22 protein-coding genes are annotated in these 17354 nt (G+C 34.8%); 8 read left to right on the top strand and 14 right to left on the bottom strand.

Annotation, left to right across the window (positions count from 1 at the left end; genetic code table 11):
* Positions 1 to 74: 74 nt before the first annotated feature.
* From DFR57_RS10530 to DFR57_RS10575, 11 genes are all read right to left on the bottom strand, one after another.
* Positions 75 to 530, bottom strand: a complete 456-nt coding sequence (locus DFR57_RS10530; RefSeq protein WP_114353120.1) for an SRPBCC family protein — start codon at positions 528 to 530, stop codon at positions 75 to 77.
* Positions 531 to 759: 229 nt separating this feature from the next.
* Positions 760 to 2157, bottom strand: coding sequence for a Fe-S cluster assembly protein SufB (sufB, locus tag DFR57_RS10535; protein WP_114353121.1), 1398 nt, complete (start codon positions 2155 to 2157; stop codon positions 760 to 762).
* A 12-nt stretch (positions 2158 to 2169) separates the two neighbouring features.
* Positions 2170 to 2610: a Fe-S cluster assembly sulfur transfer protein SufU gene (sufU, locus tag DFR57_RS10540; RefSeq protein WP_114353122.1), complete on the bottom strand. Its 441-nt coding sequence runs from the start codon at positions 2608 to 2610 to the stop codon at positions 2170 to 2172.
* Positions 2600 to 3820, bottom strand: a complete 1221-nt coding sequence (locus DFR57_RS10545; RefSeq protein ID WP_114353123.1) for a cysteine desulfurase — start codon at positions 3818 to 3820, stop codon at positions 2600 to 2602. The genes sufU and DFR57_RS10545 overlap by 11 nt, the downstream gene beginning before the upstream one ends.
* Positions 3820 to 5127, bottom strand: a complete 1308-nt coding sequence (gene sufD / locus DFR57_RS10550) for a Fe-S cluster assembly protein SufD (protein WP_114353124.1) — start codon at positions 5125 to 5127, stop codon at positions 3820 to 3822. The genes DFR57_RS10545 and sufD overlap by 1 nt, the downstream gene beginning before the upstream one ends.
* Positions 5128 to 5142: 15 nt before the next feature.
* Positions 5143 to 5928, bottom strand: a complete 786-nt coding sequence (sufC, locus tag DFR57_RS10555; protein ID WP_114353125.1) for a Fe-S cluster assembly ATPase SufC — start codon at positions 5926 to 5928, stop codon at positions 5143 to 5145.
* Positions 5929 to 6188: 260 nt separating this feature from the next.
* A complete protein-coding gene (locus DFR57_RS18270) occupies positions 6189 to 6329 on the bottom strand; it encodes a YuzK family famiily protein (RefSeq protein ID WP_170132963.1) in 141 nt (46 codons plus the stop codon).
* Positions 6330 to 6629: 300 nt separating this feature from the next.
* A complete protein-coding gene (locus DFR57_RS10560) occupies positions 6630 to 6956 on the bottom strand; it encodes a thioredoxin family protein (protein WP_114353126.1) in 327 nt (108 codons plus the stop codon).
* Positions 6957 to 6972: 16 nt separating this feature from the next.
* Entirely contained in the window at positions 6973 to 7323 is a 351-nt protein-coding gene (locus tag DFR57_RS10565) for a toprim domain-containing protein (RefSeq protein ID WP_114353127.1), read from the bottom strand.
* A gap of 165 nt (positions 7324 to 7488) precedes the next feature.
* A complete protein-coding gene (gene gcvH, locus DFR57_RS10570) occupies positions 7489 to 7872 on the bottom strand; it encodes a glycine cleavage system protein GcvH (protein ID WP_114353128.1) in 384 nt (127 codons plus the stop codon).
* Between the two features lie 71 nt (positions 7873 to 7943).
* Positions 7944 to 8297, bottom strand: coding sequence for an arsenate reductase family protein (locus tag DFR57_RS10575; protein WP_114353129.1), 354 nt, complete (start codon positions 8295 to 8297; stop codon positions 7944 to 7946).
* Positions 8298 to 8440: 143 nt separating this feature from the next.
* Here DFR57_RS10575 and DFR57_RS10580 point away from each other — a divergent pair, with 143 nt between their 5' ends.
* The 6 genes from DFR57_RS10580 to DFR57_RS10605 all read left to right on the top strand — a co-directional run bounded on the left by DFR57_RS10580 (position 8441) and on the right by DFR57_RS10605 (position 11815).
* On the top strand, positions 8441 to 8677 hold the full coding sequence (locus tag DFR57_RS10580) for a hypothetical protein (RefSeq protein ID WP_114353130.1): 237 nt from the start codon (positions 8441 to 8443) through the stop codon (positions 8675 to 8677).
* A gap of 13 nt (positions 8678 to 8690) precedes the next feature.
* The gene (locus tag DFR57_RS10585; RefSeq protein WP_114353131.1) at positions 8691 to 9017 is read left to right on the top strand and encodes a spore coat protein; all 327 of its coding nucleotides are present in this window, start codon (positions 8691 to 8693) and stop codon (positions 9015 to 9017) included.
* Positions 9018 to 9245: 228 nt separating this feature from the next.
* Positions 9246 to 10001, top strand: a complete 756-nt coding sequence (locus DFR57_RS10590) for a metal ABC transporter ATP-binding protein (protein ID WP_114353132.1) — start codon at positions 9246 to 9248, stop codon at positions 9999 to 10001.
* Between the two features lie 26 nt (positions 10002 to 10027).
* Positions 10028 to 10882, top strand: coding sequence for a metal ABC transporter permease (locus tag DFR57_RS10595; protein ID WP_114353133.1), 855 nt, complete (start codon positions 10028 to 10030; stop codon positions 10880 to 10882).
* A 59-nt stretch (positions 10883 to 10941) separates the two neighbouring features.
* Positions 10942 to 11349 (top strand): Fur family transcriptional regulator, encoded by a 408-nt coding sequence (locus DFR57_RS10600; protein WP_114353240.1) that lies wholly within the window; start codon positions 10942 to 10944, stop codon positions 11347 to 11349.
* Between the two features lie 25 nt (positions 11350 to 11374).
* Positions 11375 to 11815: a GtrA family protein gene (locus tag DFR57_RS10605; protein WP_114353134.1), complete on the top strand. Its 441-nt coding sequence runs from the start codon at positions 11375 to 11377 to the stop codon at positions 11813 to 11815.
* A gap of 5 nt (positions 11816 to 11820) precedes the next feature.
* On the opposite strand, the gene DFR57_RS10610 is transcribed toward DFR57_RS10605, so the two are convergent.
* Complete coding sequence (locus DFR57_RS10610; protein ID WP_114353135.1) at positions 11821 to 12237, bottom strand: universal stress protein; 417 nt, start codon at positions 12235 to 12237, stop codon at positions 11821 to 11823.
* 194 nt (positions 12238 to 12431) lie between these two features.
* Here DFR57_RS10610 and DFR57_RS10615 point away from each other — a divergent pair, with 194 nt between their 5' ends.
* Entirely contained in the window at positions 12432 to 13583 is a 1152-nt protein-coding gene (locus DFR57_RS10615) for a glycosyltransferase family 4 protein (protein WP_114353136.1), read from the top strand.
* Here DFR57_RS10615 and DFR57_RS10620 read toward each other — a convergent pair.
* Together DFR57_RS10620 and DFR57_RS10625 are read right to left on the bottom strand one after the other, a co-directional pair.
* Complete coding sequence (locus tag DFR57_RS10620) at positions 13568 to 14488, bottom strand: M14 family zinc carboxypeptidase (RefSeq protein WP_170132966.1); 921 nt, start codon at positions 14486 to 14488, stop codon at positions 13568 to 13570. The genes DFR57_RS10615 and DFR57_RS10620 overlap by 16 nt on opposite strands.
* Positions 14489 to 14554: 66 nt before the next feature.
* On the bottom strand, positions 14555 to 15709 hold the full coding sequence (locus DFR57_RS10625) for an acyl-CoA dehydrogenase family protein (protein WP_114353138.1): 1155 nt from the start codon (positions 15707 to 15709) through the stop codon (positions 14555 to 14557).
* A 135-nt stretch (positions 15710 to 15844) separates the two neighbouring features.
* On the opposite strand from DFR57_RS10625, the gene DFR57_RS10630 reads away from it, so the two are divergent.
* Entirely contained in the window at positions 15845 to 17350 is a 1506-nt protein-coding gene (locus DFR57_RS10630) for a spore germination protein (protein ID WP_342768838.1), read from the top strand.
* Positions 17351 to 17354: the final 4 nt, after the last annotated feature.

Here is a 17354-nt window from a genome sequence, read left to right on the forward strand (position 1 = left end):
TACATTCAATTATCCAATACTACCTTCTGATATAGAGCAATGTATGATTACAAGATAGTAAGAGGTGTTTGATTTTACTTTGTATTTTCTGCTAGCGTTTTTAATGCTCTAACCCTTGATATGATAAAATCAGTCATATACTTTTCTAAAAATAATTTATCAGCTACCCAACCAATTGGACCAAATGGTGACTTATATTCAAATGTTTCAATCATTAACGTTCCATCTTTCACTTCTACAAATTGATGTCTATGAATAAAAGAATGGAAGGCTCCGCGGATCATCACATCTTCAAATTTTTTATATTTTTCCATATAAGTTATTTTAGCGGTTAACCTTTGCTTAATTCCAAAATGAGTTGCTTCCCACGTAACACTATCCCCATCTTCTAATAAACCGTGTGTGACTCCATCTACCGCTTTTTCTTTTGTTTTGCCTGTGGTTTTGGTATGTATATCTACATTTCTTGCAAGGTCAAAGCAGATATTAACAGGCGCTTTAATATGCTGCTTGTACTTAATAATAGGCATAGATAACTTCTTTTATTATATAAAGTTTATTCAATTTTATTTTAATTAAGTGATTCTTTACTATATTATAACAATGAAACTCATACATAGAATCTTTTCTTAGCAAAAAAAATTCTGAAATCACATAAAAAAAGCACGAGGGAATATGCTTTTTTAATGATTAACGTTATGAAAAACGCTATCAAAAGCATATACCTCGTACCTAAACTCTTATATTTCAAATAGTATTTTACCCAATACTACCTTCCATTTCGAACTTAATTAAGCGATTCATTTCTACCGCATATTCCATCGGTAGTTCTTTAGTGAATGGCTCAATAAAGCCCATCACGATCATTTCGGTAGCTTCTTCTTCAGAAATACCACGACTCATAAGATAAAATAACTGTTCTTCTGAGACTTTCGATACTTTAGCTTCGTGTTCTAATGAGATATTTTCATTCAGAATTTCGTTATATGGGATGGTATCAGAAGTTGACTGATTATCCATAATTAAAGTATCACATTCAATATTAGAACGTGCACCATCCGCTTTACGTCCAAAATGAACAATTCCACGATAGGATACTTTACCACCTTGTTTTGAAATTGATTTTGAAACGATAGTAGAAGACGTATTTGGTGCTAAGTGGTGCATTTTTGCACCAGCATCTTGGGTTTGTCCTTTACCTGCTAAAGCAATAGATAGTGTCATACCACGTGACCCTTCTCCTTTTAAGATAACAGCAGGATACTTCATGGTTAATTTAGAACCGATATTACCATCGATCCATTCCATTGTAGCATTCGCATCACATATAGCACGCTTTGTAACTAAGTTATACACATTGTTTGCCCAGTTTTGAATAGTAGTATAACGGCAATAAGCATTTTCTTTTACGAAAATTTCTACTACTGCACTGTGCAATGAATTAGTTGTATAAGTTGGTGCTGTACATCCTTCTACATAATGAACGGATGCCCCTTCATCAACAATAATTAAGGTACGTTCAAATTGACCCATATTTTCCGAATTAATACGGAAATAAGCTTGTAGTGGTGTATCAGTTTTTACACCTTTAGGAACATAGATAAACGATCCACCAGACCATACAGCTGAGTTTAAAGCTGAGAATTTATTATCCGAAGACGGAATAACTTTCCCGAAATATTCTCTGAATAAATCTTCATTTTCTTTTAGTGCTGTATCGGTATCTTTAAAAAGAATACCTAGATCTGTTAAATCTTGCTTTAAGTTATGGTAAACCACTTCTGATTCATATTGTGCAGAAACACCAGCTAAATACTTTTGCTCTGCTTCAGGGATACCTAGTTTATCAAATGTTTGCTTGATTTCTTCAGGTACTTCATCCCATGATCTTTCAGAACGTTCTGATGGCTTCACATAATACGTAATTTCATCAAAATCAAGTTCAGAAAGGTCACCACCCCACTGTGGCATTGGTTTCTTGTAGAATTGCTCTAACGCCTTTAAGCGATAATCCAACATCCACTGTGGTTCTTCTTTCATTCGTGAAATTTCTTCTACTATATTTTTCGTAAGACCTTTTTCTGTTCTGAAAATAGAAATATCTCTGTCATGGAAACCATATTTATATTCTCCAACTTCAGGTGCTTTTTTAGCCATTTTATTACCTCCTTATTCGGATTGGTTATCTACACCTTTTTCCATTGCCTTCCAGGCTAAGGTTGCGCACTTAATTCTTGCAGGAAATTTAGCTACACCTTGTAAAGCCTGGATGTCGCCAAGGTCGATATCCATTTCATCCACGTCTTTCCCTAACATCATATCTGAAAAAATCTGGGACATTTGCATTGCCTGCTCTACTGTCTTACCTTTGATAGCCTGCGTCATCATAGATGCTGAAGATAAACTTATAGAACAGCCTTCTCCTTCAAACTTCGCTTCTTGAACAATATCATCTTCTACATGTAGGTGAATTTGAATTCGATCACCACAAGTAGGATTGTTCATATCTATCGTAACAGATTCATCGGTTAAAGATCCACGGTTTCTGGGATTTTTATAATGATCCATGATTACTTGTCGGTACAATGTATCTAGATTATCAAAAGACATCACCAAAATACTCCTTCGCTTTCTTTAATCCTCCAACTAAACGATCCACATCTTCCTCTGTGTTATAGAGATAGAAGCTCGCTCTAGCAGTAGCTGTCACATCTAACCACTTCATTAGAGGCTGTGCACAATGATGCCCCGCTCGAACTGCGATACCTTCTGCATCTAAAACAGTTGCAGTATCATGTGGATGTACATCATTTAAATTAAATGTAACAAGACCTGCTCTTTTAGTTGGACCGTAAATGGTAACTCCATCAATCGTTGATAGTTGCTCTTGTGCATAGGCTACTAATTTATTCTCATGCTCTGTAATAGCATCTAAGCCAATTTCAGTTAAGAAATCAATTGCAGCTCCAAGCCCAATTGCTCCAGCAATAATTGGAGTCCCACCTTCAAATTTCCAAGGTAACTCTTTCCAAGTAGAATCGTAAAGATCGACAAAATCAATCATCTCTCCTCCAAATTCTACCGGTTCTGTTTGTTCCAAAATCTCTTTTTTTCCGTATAGTACACCAATACCTGTTGGTCCACACATCTTATGACCAGAAAATGCATAGAAATCACAATCTAAGTCTCTAACATCCACTTTCATATGTGGGACGCCCTGAGCTCCGTCTACTAATATAATAGCACCATTTTCATGGGCAATTTGCGTAACTTCCTTGATCGGATTAACTGTTCCTAAAACATTCGACACATGCATCATAGCAACAATTTTAGTTTGATTTGTAACAGTAGCTCTAACATCTTCAATAGATATCGTGCCATCCGGCTGTAATGGAATATATTTTAGTGTTGCACCAGTTGCTTTAGCAGCTTGCTGCCAAGGGATAATATTACTATGGTGTTCCATTGGTGTAATAACTATTTCATCCCCCGGCTTAAGACGCTGTCTAGCATAACCATAAGCTACTGTATTAATCGCCGTTGTTGTACCTCTTGTGAAAATAATTTCTTTTGCTGACTCTGCACCGATAAATGATTTAACTTTATCACGTGCCCCTTCGTATAAGTCAGTAGCACGATTCCCTAGTGTATGAACACCACGGTGTACATTTGAATTATTCCATTTGTAATAATGTTCCATCGCTTCAATTACTTGTAGAGGCTTTTGTGAAGTTGCTGCTGAATCAAGATATACTAACGGCTCGCCATTAACTTCTTGGTCTAGTATTGGAAACAACTGACGTATCTTCACTGCATCCATTAATATACTTTCCTCTCGATAACTTCTGTTAGTTGGTCACGTACTGCTTTTATTGGAATTTCTTTTACTACTGGAGCTAAGAAACCATGAATGACTAGACGTTCAGCTTCTTGTTGTGAAATTCCACGGCTCATTAGATAATATAATTGAACTGGATCTACACGTCCAACTGACGCTGCGTGACCGGCGGTTACATCATCTTCATCAATCAACAGAATTGGATTTGCATCTCCTCGAGCATCTTTACTTAACATTAATACGCGAGACTCTTGCTCTGCATTCGACTTACTTGCACCATGTTCAATTTTACCAACACCATTAAAAATTGCAGATGCTTTTTCTTTCATTACACCGTGCTGCAAAATATAGCCTTCGGATTGTTTACCATGGTGAATAATGTTTGTTGTAAAGTTATAGGTTTGATCGCCACGACCAACCGAAACTGTCTTTGCATAAGAATAGGAATTGTCACCAATTAAATGTGTTGTATTCTCAGATACCGTATTACCTTCATTCATTTGACCTAAATTCCACTCAATTTTAGCATCTCGATGGGCAAGCCCTCTACGGTTTACATACGTAGTTGTACCATGCGCAAAGTTATCTACTGCTCCATAAGTAACGGAAGCATTATCATGCGCAATAACTTCTGTAACAATATTTGCAACTGCATGCTCATCTTGGTTATCAGAAATATAGTTTTCTACATAAGTTAACGAGCTATTTGCTTCTGCAACAACTATTACATGATTAAAAGAAGCAGCTTCTTTATCTTCCTGCCAAAAAATAGCTTGAAGAGGTTCTTCTACTACAACATTTTTAGGGACATATACAAATACCCCTCCATTCATAAGTGCAGCATGAAGTGCTGTCATTTTATGCTCATCAACTTGAACTGCATCCTTCATATAATAACGCTGAACTAAATCACTATATTCTCTTAGTGCTGTATTCATATCTGTTAAAATAACGCCCTTATCCACTAATTCTTGAGATAATGATGCGTAGGCTAACGATTGATTTCGTTGAATTACAATGTTGTTTTCTTTTTTATCAAGATCTAAAAGAACTTTAATATCTTCTGGTAATTCCTCTAAGTTAGCTAGTTTCTCTCCAGAAGTATCATGTTTATAATCATCAAAATTCCATCTTACAATATTTGTTTTATCCGGCTTAGGCATTTCTAAGTTGCCAGCTAATTCTAAAGCTTTCAAGCGTAATTCTGTCATCCATTTTGGTTCATTTCGGTTTTCAGAAAAAGTACTTACATACGCTTGATCATATGGTAGTTTTGTTTCCACAGTCATACAACCCCTCCTTACTTATGCGTTTTGTCCTACAGTTTCGTCTTCGATTCCAAGCTCTTGCTTGATCCAGTCATAACCTTCCGCTTCTAAACGATGCGCTAATTCAGGTCCCCCAGATTTAACAATACGACCTTGCATCATCACGTGAACGTGGTCAGGCGTAATATAGTCAAGTAAACGTTGGTAGTGAGTAATTATTAAACAACCAAACGATTCATTTCTTAGTTTATTAATTCCTTTAGATACTACTTTTAATGCATCTATATCTAAACCTGAATCGATTTCATCCAAAATACCGATTGCTGGTTTAAGCATCATAAGCTGTAAAATTTCGTTGCGTTTCTTTTCCCCGCCTGAGAAGCCTTCATTCAAATAACGTTGAGCCATGTTTTTATCCATCTCTAGATAATCCATAGCTGCGTCCATTTCTTTAATAAACTTCATTAAAGGAATTTCGTCACCTTCTTCACGGTGAGAATTTATAGAAGAACGCAAGAAATCAGAAGTTGTTACCCCACTAATTTCACTTGGATATTGCATAGCTAAAAATAAGCCAGCTTGTGCACGCTCATCCACTTCCATCTCTAATACATCTTTACCGTCAAGTGAGATAGAGCCTTTTGTTACTTCGTACTTAGGGTGACCCATGATTGCTGAAGCAAGTGTTGATTTTCCAGTACCATTTGGTCCCATTACAGCGTGAAATTCTCCACCTGTTATTGTTAGATTAACACCTTTTAATATTTGTTGACCTTCAATTTCTACATGAAGATCTTTGATTTCTAAAGTTGAAACTGCCATACTTAATTACCTCCAGAACTTGTGATATTTATATTTTTGCAAAGAATAGAATGATACCCATTCTCACTTTATTCTCATTACAATCTTATACTATTTCGAATCTATTATCAACCTTTACGCCAAACCTGATTAGTCTACAAGGTGTAGCTATTACCTAGTGTATCAGATTAACTTCGAACTGTTTACAAATCTCAACATTTATTTTTTTCCAAAATAAAAACTCCAGTAATTGGAATATACTGGAGTTTCTGTTTTTTATATTATCGATGCACTTGGCGATCTAATTCACTGATTAATTTTTGGCTTTGTACGTGGCTTTCATATCTTTCTTTTTCAATTTCTAGGCGTTGGTCTAACTTACTACCATATTCTGCATAGCCAACTCCGTGCGCTTGATGCATTGCTTTTTCCATTTCACTCGTGTAATTTAGTTCAACCTTATGGTCACTAATAATAAATCAATCCTTTCAAATTTTGTACATGAATAATTGTAGCATCCACTATTTCCGTAAACAAAGAGGAAACAAGATGGTTCAAAACTGTATATCCCTTTTTAAACCACTGTGAATAATAGACATCTTATTTCCTGCAAAATACGTAGCATATGCTCCGTATAAATCATATATCCTCTCCAGGAAATTTTTAAACATAAAAATATCCCTTGGATATTATCAAGGGAGTTAGATCAATACATCTATGAATTATCTAATGGCATTTGTCTGTTTCCACTTTAAAACATGTTCATATATTTTTGGTACTGATTCAAATGCATATAATCGTGCCGAAACACCAGTTATTGTTAAGTGGATCAATGCTGGCACACTCTCTATTTTTTCCTCTTGCATGAATTCTGGAAACATGGAACCATTTAACCGATAAATATTTACTTCAGATTCCATTTCATCTACTACTTTTAACATTCTTTCTGCCAATTGACAGGTAGCACAAAACGGGGTGTGCACAAAAATTATACTTGAATTGGTATCCTGCTTGATACTATTAAAAATTTCTTTCGATACTTCTATCATATGCTTCACACTTTCATTATAAATAATTTGGATTTACCGCAATGCTGCCTGAAACGAGTACACTGGCTAATAATGATTCGGGCGTTGCAGCTACTTCACGAAATGCTCGATCTATATATAAGTGTACAGCATGAGGTAATTCTCTTTTCAGTTGCTTCCGTAGTTTTTTTCCGGCTTGATCTTCATCAACTAAAATCACCACTTCTCTATGGTCTAAATCAAAAGTTTCGATTAAAGTTTCTAATTTTTCCATTCCAATTGTTCCATTCGTACATATAATTTCAAGATTTTCATTAATCATTTTTTCTATTTTCTTTTTATCTGATAGCCCTTCAACAATGATTATTTTTCCTTCATTATTACACATATGTCCATCCACTCCGGTTAAAGAAATGCCTAGCAAGAACACATTTTAAATTTTTTATAGTTCTATTTTTTAAATAATTATACAGAATTGCTAAGGCTCAATCTAATTATATAGAAAGAGATAGCATTTGTCTTCTACACAAATGCTATCTGTTTACAGTGAGAGTTACATTTCTTCTACTTTTTCTTGATAAGATTTCGCGTCTAAAAGTTCTTCTAATTGTGATTCGTCAGTAACTTCTATTTTAATCATCCAAGCTTTCTCAAATGGGGATTCATTCACTAGCTCAGGACTATCTTCTAATTCCGCATTCACTTCAATTACTGTTCCACTAATCGGTGCATATAGTTCAGAAACTGTTTTAACCGATTCTGCGCTACCAAATGGTTCAGATACAATTACGTCTTCCCCTGTAGCGGGCAGTTCAATAAAAACAATGTCCCCTAATTCTGATTGAGCATGCTCTGTAATTCCTACTGTTGCAACATTATCTTCTACTTTTACCCAAACATGTTCGATTGAATATAATAAGTCTTGTGGTAATGACATCTAGCATTTCCTCCTTAGTTTCGTAAAATAATTATTCGCTGATATATAATAAGCATAGTTGAATCTTAATGTTATTTCCACGTATTAGCAAATACTTCTTCTTTAAAACCAACAGTTGCTTGATTATCCCCTACTACTATTGGTCTTTTTATTAACATTCCATCAGATGTTAAATAGGTAAGCTTTTCATCGTCTGATGCGTCTTTAAGTTTCTCTTTAAGATTCAATTCGCGATATTTTTTCCCACTTGTGTTAAATAATTTCTTTATTTCTAGACCGCTTTTATTAAGGATATCCTTTAATTCTTCCTTAGTTGGGGGTGAATCAACTATATGTACTGCTTGATATTCTACTTCATTTTGATCTAACCATTTTTTTGCTTGTTTACACGTTCCACAGTTTGGATACCAATAAAAAGTTAACATTTTAAAAACCTCCAATTACTATCTTGTCTCTTTTTTATTTTATCCAAAAGTTATCTTTGTTCGCAAGTAATGTTTCTTTTATGCTAATGCATAAATTTGTTTCATAGGAACATGATAAAGATATAAAAAGGAGGCTATAAAGAATGCAACATCACCCCAATACCGAAAGTCAAAAAATGAACCAACCACCCGAAATGGTAAGTAATAAGGATCACTTATATCTAACTGACATGCTTTCTTGGACATTGTTAGCCGCAAAGAAAGCACACTTTTATACGCAGCAATGTTCTAATAAAGATGTGAAACAAGCACTAACTAAAGCACAAGAAATGCATCAGCACCATTACGAAAAAATATTGCATCATTTAAATCGTAACTAGAAGGAGAATGTCCATGAATTCCAACTCGAACAAAATTCAGAACCCTGAAACGCCTGTTATGAAAAGTTCACAGATGAGTGATCGTGATTTTTTAAACGATATGCTCACAACTGAAAAATACTTAACAGCTTCCTTTAATTATGCAATCAATGAAGCAAGTAACCAAACGATCTACCAAGATTTAATGCGAATTTCAGAAGATGTTCATCAATGCCAGCGCGACCTTTATAATACAATGTTTGCAAATGGATGGTACAGCTTAACAACAGCAGACACTGCTACCCTACAGCAATCCTATCAACAGTTCGAAGGTTACAAACAACAATTACCACTTCACTAGCGTATATGTTATTATATTAAATGCCCGAACATACTTAAATGTTCGGTTTTTTATTGTTTGACTAGCTTATAGATAAGATACTGTCTCATCTAATGGTATGTCATTCATTGGAAAGTCATTCAGAGGAGATCTAAAACGGAACTGTTCTTATTTACAAATTAAACAGAGAACGGTAGAATAAGAAAGAAGAAATGTATAATGAAAGATTATGTTTTTAGGAGGGATTCCATGAGCGAATCCATTGTTAATATGAGTAAGGTAACATTTTCATATGATGATAAAAAATCACTTGACCAGGTTGATTTTAATATAGAGCGTGGTTCTTTCATCGGACTAGTTGGCCCCAATGGCGGTGGTAAGACTACCTTAATTAAATTATTATTAGGATTAGAAAAACCAAATTCAGGAGAGATCACCCTATTTAATACACCCAGTAATAAATTTAAAGATTGGAATAAAATAGGTTATGTATCCCAAAAAGCCAATTCCTTTAATAGAGGATTTCCCGCAACTGTTGAAGAAGTGGTATCGATGGGCCTAACTTCAAAGATTGGTTATTTTAAATTTTTCCGATCTGCTGATCGCAAAAAGGTTTACAATGCAATCGAACAAGTGGGTATGGCTTCCTATCTAAAAGAAAATGTGGGCGACTTATCAGGCGGGCAACAGCAAAGAATATTTATTGCAAGAGCATTAGTCAGCAATCCTGAGTTATTGATATTAGATGAGCCTACGGTTGGAGTGGATGCAGAGAACGTTAAACGCTTTTATGATCTTCTGCATCATTTAAATGAAAAAGAAGGAATAACACTTCTTTTAGTAACTCATGATATTGGGACCATGACAGCTCATGCCACAAAAGTTGCCTGTATAAATAAACATTTACATTTTCATGGAGATGCGAAGTCATTTCAATCATTAGATCAGGAGGCTTTATCTACGATATATGGTCATCCGCTTCAGGTTGTTACACACAACCACTAATCGCATCATATGTTGGAGGAAACTACATGCTGACACATTTTTTTGAATATGAATTTTTAAGAAATACTTTTTTTACTGGTTTAATAATTGGCATTATTGCACCCTTACTAGGAACCTTTATTGTTGTTAGAAGGCTTTCCTTAATTGCGGATGCACTTTCACACGTTACCTTGGCCGGCATTGCATTTGGTCTATTAATGGAGAAAAAAGTTGGTCCAGGTATCATTACACCCTTTTATAGTGGATTAATATCTTCTGTCATTGGTTCTGTGTTTATTGAGAAATTAAGAGGTATATATAAAGCCTACCAAGAGCTTGCGATACCAATAATTCTATCAGGTGGTGTAGGGTTCAGCGTTATTTTTATTGCTTTAGCTAATGGCTTTAATACAGATCTTTATAATTATCTTTTTGGTTCAGTCTCTGCTGTTAGTAGGCAGGATTTATGGAGCATCATGATTATTGCAATCATTGTTATTACCGTTATCATCCTCTTTTATAAAGAATTATTTATGCTATCCTTTGATGAAGAACATGCAGTAGTATCTGGAATTCATGCTAAATATATTCATTTTATTTTTATTGTATTAACTGCTCTTGTTATCGCTGCCTCCATCCGGATCGTTGGTGTACTACTCGTCTCAGCATTAATGACTTTACCTGTTGCAGCAAGTATTCGAATTGCAAAAGGATTTAAGCAAACCATACTTTTTTCAATTATAATTGGAGAAATAAGTGTTATTTCAGGTTTAATCTTTGGTTATTATTTTGAAATACCACCAGGTGGAACGATTGTTATGGCATTATTAATTATTTTAGTCGGAACAATTTTCGGGAAAAAGCTTTATACAAAAAAGTTGAAATCCAATAGCTATGCATAAAAAAGTTGAAATCCAATAGCTATGCATAAAAAAGGAGCGATCATATGGACACAAATAAAATGAACACTAAACAAGCGCTCAACCTATTAAAGCAAAACGGATACAAATATACTGGAAAACGTGAAGATATGATACATTTTTTCGATAAAGAAAATAGGTATCGAACAGCGAAGGATCTCTTACATCATATGGAACCTAACTATAAAGGTATCAGTGTAGATACGATTTATCGAAACCTACATCTATTTCATTCACTTGGGATTTTAGAATCTACTGACTTAAACGGGGAAAAACACTTCAGGATGAAATGTGATCATCATCACCACCATCATTTCATATGTAAAAATTGTGGAGAAACAAAGGAGATTCATCACTGTCCAATGGACAAAATAGTTCAGGAATTGGACAGTTATGAAGTCGAAGATCATAAATTTGAAATATATGGATTCTGTCCAGCTTGTAAGTAGACATTTTAAAAGGTATGTGAAATAGATGGCAAAAAGATTAAAGATACAAATATTTCAGTTTAGTTTAATAGGTATAAGTAATGCAGTAGTAGATATAGGATCATTAAACTTATTCCTGTGGCTGTGGCCGACACAAGCAGCAGGATTACTACTAACATTTAATACATTGGCTTATACCTTAGCTATCCTTAACAGCTATTTTTGGAATACGATTTATACATTTAAACATGCTGCTAATAAAAACAGAACAGAGTTCAGTTTATTTATCGCACAGGCAGTCATTGCACTACTAATAAGTAATGTAACCTTTATTGGTGCAATCCAACTTTTTCAGCAATTTCCATTTCAAACGCCTTCTAATTTTGTTATGCAGAATACGGCTAAAATACTAGCTATGTTTACTTCATCTAGCTTTAGTTTTATTGTTATGAAATTTTTTCTATTCAAAGATAAACCAAAAAACTAAAGGTTTTATTTTACAATTAATATTGGGCATTTTGCGTATTTTGCCACCTTATGACTGACGCTACCCAACACCATTTCCTGCAAGGCATTTAACCCTCTGCTTCCTATAATTCCAATGTCTATTTGGTTTTTATCGATATAATCTACAATCTCTTCACTTGCATCTCCATATAGCAATTGAACTTTATATGGGATGTTTTGTTGTGTTAACGCGTCCTCAGTTTCCCGCAACGCATTACTAGGAGTATCTATTACTTCATCTTTATCGTCTTTTCCAACCGCCTTTTTTGATTTTGCACGATCAACCACAGAAACAATGGTAACTGTTGCCTCTTCAACTTCTTTAGCTAGGTTTATTGCCTGTGTAAGTGCTCGAATCGCATGCTTGGAACCATCTGACGCAAGTAAAATATTTTTGTACATAATTATCACTCCCTCATTAGTTCTATTCTATCAAACAATTTTTCTAAATTCACTCTTTATGTAAGCGTTCACTAAATTATCATTTATTAATTTTACAGACACTTTACATAGTTTGGTTGTTCTTTACATTATTTCGACGTATGTTTATTATATCAAGAGCTTTAAACATCGATTAAAATAAGGGAGTGTACAGAATGAAAATTGCTCTTTTTACAGATACCTTTTACCCAGATATTAACGGGGTTGCAAAAACGCTCTATCGCTATACAAAATATCTAGATAAGAAAAAGATTTCCTATCTGTTATTTTCTCCACAAAATTCCTACGACGATGAAACGGCCGAGCATGTTTATACACAATCTAGTTTTCCATTTCCACTTTATCCCGATTGCCGTATTTCCTTTCCAAATTCACTTCATATCAGATCAATCTTGAAAAACTTTAAACCTGATATTATTCATGTTACAACGCCTTTTTCCATTGGATTAGCAGGCTTGCAATATGCCAAAAAAAATAGAATACCAATTGTGGCGTCCTACCACACTGATTTTGAAAAATATCTATCTTATTATCATATGGGATTATTATCTAAAACTTTTTGGAGATACATGGAGTGGTTTCATCAACCAATGGAAAGAATATTTGTCCCATCACCCTACACTTTGAACCAATTAAAAGAACGGAACTTTAAGCATTTAGAAATTTGGGATCGAGGTGTTGATACAAAGACCTTTCACCCAATACCATCAAGGAATCAGCTTCGAAAAAAGTATAATATTCGCTCTAAATATATAGTCTGTTACGTTGGAAGGCTATCTCCAGAGAAAAATATCGATCTACTCAAAAATATCATCGAAAAAATTCCCACTCCTTATCAAAATGACATTCACTGGATTATTGCTGGCGATGGACCAAGTAGAGCTAATCTAACTAAAATAAATAATCCACATGTTACCTTCACTGGATTTTTGAATCAACAAGACATAGCAACGATTTATGCAAGTAGCGATATATTTGTTTTTCCCTCTACAACAGAGACATTTGGAAATGTGGTATTAGAATCCATGGCATGTGGGACACCAGTAATAGGTGCAAATGCAGGAGGTGTAAAGACAATTATAAAGGATTCCTTTAACGGCATTCTTTGTAAAGAAGAAGATGAAGACGTGTATATTGAGGCGATAATGAAATTACTTGATAACGATTATTGGCGAAAACAAATGTCACAGCATGCTATGACATTTGCCAAAAAACAAGAATGGGACCAAAAATTCGAAGATTTATTACACGGATATCAAGAAGTGCTTTTTCACTCTCAGCAAAAAAAACTTCATGCATTTGGATGATCTACGGCATATTTGGCTAAAAATAGACCGACATAGCAATTCTCTCTCCATATATGATCATAATATTTCAAAGGTACGGCTCTCGGCCCAACATATGGGGCAATTTCAATAGTGAATGCTGGACGTTTGATTTCAGTTAAAAACCAATCAGTAAATCCCCCACCACTTGGATTTTCATCTGGTGCTACCAAGCTATATCCAGTTAAGATTGATAATTTGTTTGCAAGAATTGCAGCTTCTTTTAATAACGCACCCTCAGTTTTATATTTCCAAAAGATCTCTTCGCCTGAAGCATGATAACTGACAGCGTATAAAAAGTTGTGAGCACATGTGAAGGAATATAGCGATAATGCTTCAGGCTCACTTAAAGGGGCTGGGCCTTTATAATTAGCAAATGCTGGTTTTTGGATTCGATCATCAATTGTGTCCCAATCTGCAGGATATTGACGATTTAAATCTACTCCCCTAACATTTGCTTTCCACGCTTCTTGATACTTTTTTATCTTATCATTTGCCTGATGTCTATTAGGTGTCGATTTTGCAGTTTGAACAAACTCTACTCCATCAGGATTCACCATAGGGACAATCCAAATTGACACTTTATCAAACAATTCATTAATGGCTACAGATTGATACGTCTCTTTCTCTTTTATTTGCTGCGCATACCACTCAATCATGTCCATTAATAATACAGAGGTTAGCCATTCTCTGGCATGATGGCTGCCATGCATAATTATTTCTTTTTCACCAGTTCCAACTCTAATTGCGTCTATCCCTCTTTCTTCAACGGAATAGCCAATTACTGTATGATAAAGAATATCGGAATAACGGGATAGTAATTTTTTAATATCGTGTTTCATTTTTTTATCATTATAATTTTGCTTTGGTACTACTATTTTCTCCATCATTAATCCTCCCAATTGCAAAACTTTATCATTTAAGTATATGCCCTTAGAAAGAGATTCATTATATTAATTAAATGCTTTTCCTGCTAACATCTGGATCACCATATCATCCATTGGTGGGTTGTGAAGTCCAGCCCTGACATCCCGGTAAAGTTTTTCAAATGGCATTTCTTTAGAAAGGCCTCTTCCTCCAGCAATTCTCATTGCTAAATCCACTACTTCATTAGCTGTGTTTGTGGCAACAACTTTAACAGCAGCTAATTCACTGCCTAGTTCACTTCTATTTTCTGGATGCTTATCCCATTTTTCTGCCACTGCATACATAAAATATCGTGCCTGCATTAGTTTTAAATCCATTTCTCCAACCTTCTGACGGATATGATCCACCTCAGAAATTGGTGTTTTTAAACTATTCGGCTGAAAATTTTTAGCAAATTCAACAGCTTCATTTCTTGCTGCTATTGCAATACCCAGATAACAAGCAGGAATATGCAGTAACCATCCCTTAGGCTCTGGACGTTTAGGTTTGGAATTGACTTCTACTAAATTCATTTCTTTAACTTTGACATTCTTTAAAATTAAATCGTCGCTACCTGTTCCTCGCATGCCAAGGGTGTCCCATGTTTTATTGATTGCAACCCCTGCTGTGTTCTTTGCAATTAGAAATGAACCAACTGCCTCTTTTTCATGAATATAAGCAGTAACAATAAAATAATCCAATACAGAAGCCATTGTTGTAAAAGTTTTTCTGCCATTTATAATGTAATGATCATTCTCTTTTTTAGCAGTTGTTTCTGGTATTCCACCACGAGTAGGACTTCCTGTAGCAGGCTCCGTTGCTGCACGATTTACAAGTGACTGGTTTTGTTCAATATCTTTTGCCACGTAGCTAAATATCTCTTCCTCCCAAAGCTTTCCTTCACTAAGTTCCATCATCACTCCAAGATGCCATCCAACCGATAATGCTGTCGGTCCATCACCTTCTGCTAACTTTTCCTGAAGTAATAGGAATTCGTATAAGCTTATCTGCTGTCCACCATATTTTTCTGGCAGAGATAAAGATAAGTATTTTTCTTTTTTCAATGCTTGTAAAGTGTCTAAAGAAAATTGAGCTTTTTCATCCATCTCTTTACTATTTCTCTTGGCTACCTCACTAAGTTTTGTTGCTTTATTATATAAATCCTGCTGCTTTTTTGTCTGAATAAAAGTGTGACTTGTCATGAATTAGCGCCTCCTTTGTATCTCTACCTTTTATGATAGCGAATCAATAAGCATGTATCCAATAATTACACTTTTTGCATGAAAATAAACGAGCTGGTTAGACTAGTAAAAAAGAAAAGGAGGGCTAAACCTCTTATGTCTGGTAATAAGCAAAATTTACATACTACTAAAAATCAATTTTTAAATGAAAAACATACAACACTTCATTCTTTACTTACATACATGAATAAAAGCACTGATTTCAGGAATTTCCCTTTTCAAAAAGATAAAGCAATACATGTTTATTATTATGAGTCATTAGTTGATGAGAAAAAAATACAAGCAAATATATTCCCTTATTTAGAAAATAAAAAATACAGAGGCTTAGAGCGTCTATCTTTAGATATTCCATCTGATAATATTTTAATTACCAAAGACTTAAAAATAATAGAAGAGAAACTTTTATCTGGGTATATATTAATTCAGTTAACTTATGAGAAGGAAAATGTATTGTTAATTGCGGCTTTTTTAGAGCACAATCGTGATATTACTGCCCCCGAAATAGAATATAGTGTAGTAGGTCCCAAGGTTTCCTTTATTGAAGATATTGTTACAAATATTCATTTACTACGAAGAAGAATCAAACTCCCTCATTTACAAATCAAAGAAGTTGTTGTTGGCAAAATAACGAAAACTAGAGTAGCTATTGTTTCCATTGATGGAATTACCGACATGGAAAATTTAAATACGGTCACACAACGCATTTCAGACATTGAATTTGATCAAATTATTGATAGCTCCTTTATCGCTCAAATTATTTCGGATAATACAAGTTCACCCTTTCCAGGTTTAATTGATTCAGAGCGACCAGACCGTGTTGCTAGTGCGTTAGTTGAAGGAAAAGTGGCGATTATTTGCGATGGCTCACCGCACGTTTTAATTGGTCCAACTACGTTACCTGAATTTTTTGCCGCATATGAAGATTATTTTTTACCTTGGCATATTGCAACAGCTTTTCGGCTTATTCGACTTTTTGCTGTTCTATTCTCTGTTTTAATTACACCATTATATGTTGCAGTTTTAACTTTTCACTATCAAATAATTCCGATTGACCTGCTTGGAACGATCACTACATCAAGAAAAGATATTCCATTTCCACCCATTTTGGAAGCATTAATACTTGAATTGACTATTGAATTATTACGAGAAGCAGGAGCAAGACTACCAGTAAAAATCGGGCAAACTATCGGTATAGTGGGTGGGATTGTAATTGGGACTGCAGCAGTAGAAGCTGGTTTAACCAGTAATGTTTTATTAATTTTAGTAGCTTTAGCAGCACTTGCCTCGTTTACAACCCCAATCTATCGAATTGCCAATACCATTCGATTAATCCGTTTTCCATTTATTATTTTTGCTCAATTTTGGGGATTGATTGGAGTACTTATTGCTTTCTTATTTACATTAGGACATTTATTACGGCTAACTTCAATAGGAAGACCATATACCCAACCACTTTATCCACCTAGATGGCAAGACTTAAAAGATTCATTTATCCGTCTACCATTTAATAAACAAACAAACAGACCTATTTTCACGAGAGCCGAGGATAGCGGTAGAATGAATGCAAATCGTGCCAATAAGAAAAGAGGAAAAAGAAAGTAGGGAT

The sequence above is a fragment of the Saliterribacillus persicus genome (assembly GCF_003337485.1).
GTDB classification, from domain to species: domain Bacteria; phylum Bacillota; class Bacilli; order Bacillales; family Amphibacillaceae; genus Saliterribacillus; species Saliterribacillus persicus.

Bases quoted from the DNA above. Each gene is read 5' to 3' on its own strand.
- DFR57_RS10530 (WP_114353120.1), bottom strand. From the start codon at position 530: ATGCCTATTATTAAGTACAAGCAGCATATTAAAGCGCCTGTTAATATC.
- sufD (WP_114353124.1), bottom strand. From the start codon at position 5,127: ATGACTGTGGAAACAAAACTACCATATGATCAAGCGTATGTAAGTACT.
- DFR57_RS10615 (WP_114353136.1), top strand. From the start codon at position 12,432: ATGAAAATTGCTCTTTTTACAGATACCTTTTACCCAGATATTAACGGG.
- sufC (WP_114353125.1), bottom strand. From the start codon at position 5,928: ATGGCAGTTTCAACTTTAGAAATCAAAGATCTTCATGTAGAAATTGAA.
- DFR57_RS10545 (WP_114353123.1), bottom strand. From the start codon at position 3,820: ATGGATGCAGTGAAGATACGTCAGTTGTTTCCAATACTAGACCAAGAA.
- DFR57_RS10620 (WP_170132966.1), bottom strand. From the start codon at position 14,488: ATGGAGAAAATAGTAGTACCAAAGCAAAATTATAATGATAAAAAAATG.
- DFR57_RS10575 (WP_114353129.1), bottom strand. From the start codon at position 8,297: ATGTTAACTTTTTATTGGTATCCAAACTGTGGAACGTGTAAACAAGCA.
- DFR57_RS10595 (WP_114353133.1), top strand. From the start codon at position 10,028: ATGCTGACACATTTTTTTGAATATGAATTTTTAAGAAATACTTTTTTT.
- DFR57_RS10560 (WP_114353126.1), bottom strand. From the start codon at position 6,956: ATGATAGAAGTATCGAAAGAAATTTTTAATAGTATCAAGCAGGATACC.
- DFR57_RS10590 (WP_114353132.1), top strand. From the start codon at position 9,246: ATGAGCGAATCCATTGTTAATATGAGTAAGGTAACATTTTCATATGAT.
- sufB (WP_114353121.1), bottom strand. From the start codon at position 2,157: ATGGCTAAAAAAGCACCTGAAGTTGGAGAATATAAATATGGTTTCCAT.
- DFR57_RS10625 (WP_114353138.1), bottom strand. From the start codon at position 15,709: ATGACAAGTCACACTTTTATTCAGACAAAAAAGCAGCAGGATTTATAT.
- gcvH (WP_114353128.1), bottom strand. From the start codon at position 7,872: ATGTCATTACCACAAGACTTATTATATTCAATCGAACATGTTTGGGTA.
- DFR57_RS10585 (WP_114353131.1), top strand. From the start codon at position 8,691: ATGAATTCCAACTCGAACAAAATTCAGAACCCTGAAACGCCTGTTATG.
- DFR57_RS10565 (WP_114353127.1), bottom strand. From the start codon at position 7,323: ATGTGTAATAATGAAGGAAAAATAATCATTGTTGAAGGGCTATCAGAT.
- DFR57_RS10610 (WP_114353135.1), bottom strand. From the start codon at position 12,237: ATGTACAAAAATATTTTACTTGCGTCAGATGGTTCCAAGCATGCGATT.
- DFR57_RS18270 (WP_170132963.1), bottom strand. From the start codon at position 6,329: ATGCATCAAGCGCACGGAGTTGGCTATGCAGAATATGGTAGTAAGTTA.
- DFR57_RS10600 (WP_114353240.1), top strand. From the start codon at position 10,942: ATGAACACTAAACAAGCGCTCAACCTATTAAAGCAAAACGGATACAAA.
- DFR57_RS10630 (WP_342768838.1), top strand. From the start codon at position 15,845: ATGTCTGGTAATAAGCAAAATTTACATACTACTAAAAATCAATTTTTA.
- sufU (WP_114353122.1), bottom strand. From the start codon at position 2,610: ATGTCTTTTGATAATCTAGATACATTGTACCGACAAGTAATCATGGAT.
- DFR57_RS10605 (WP_114353134.1), top strand. From the start codon at position 11,375: ATGGCAAAAAGATTAAAGATACAAATATTTCAGTTTAGTTTAATAGGT.
- DFR57_RS10580 (WP_114353130.1), top strand. From the start codon at position 8,441: ATGCAACATCACCCCAATACCGAAAGTCAAAAAATGAACCAACCACCC.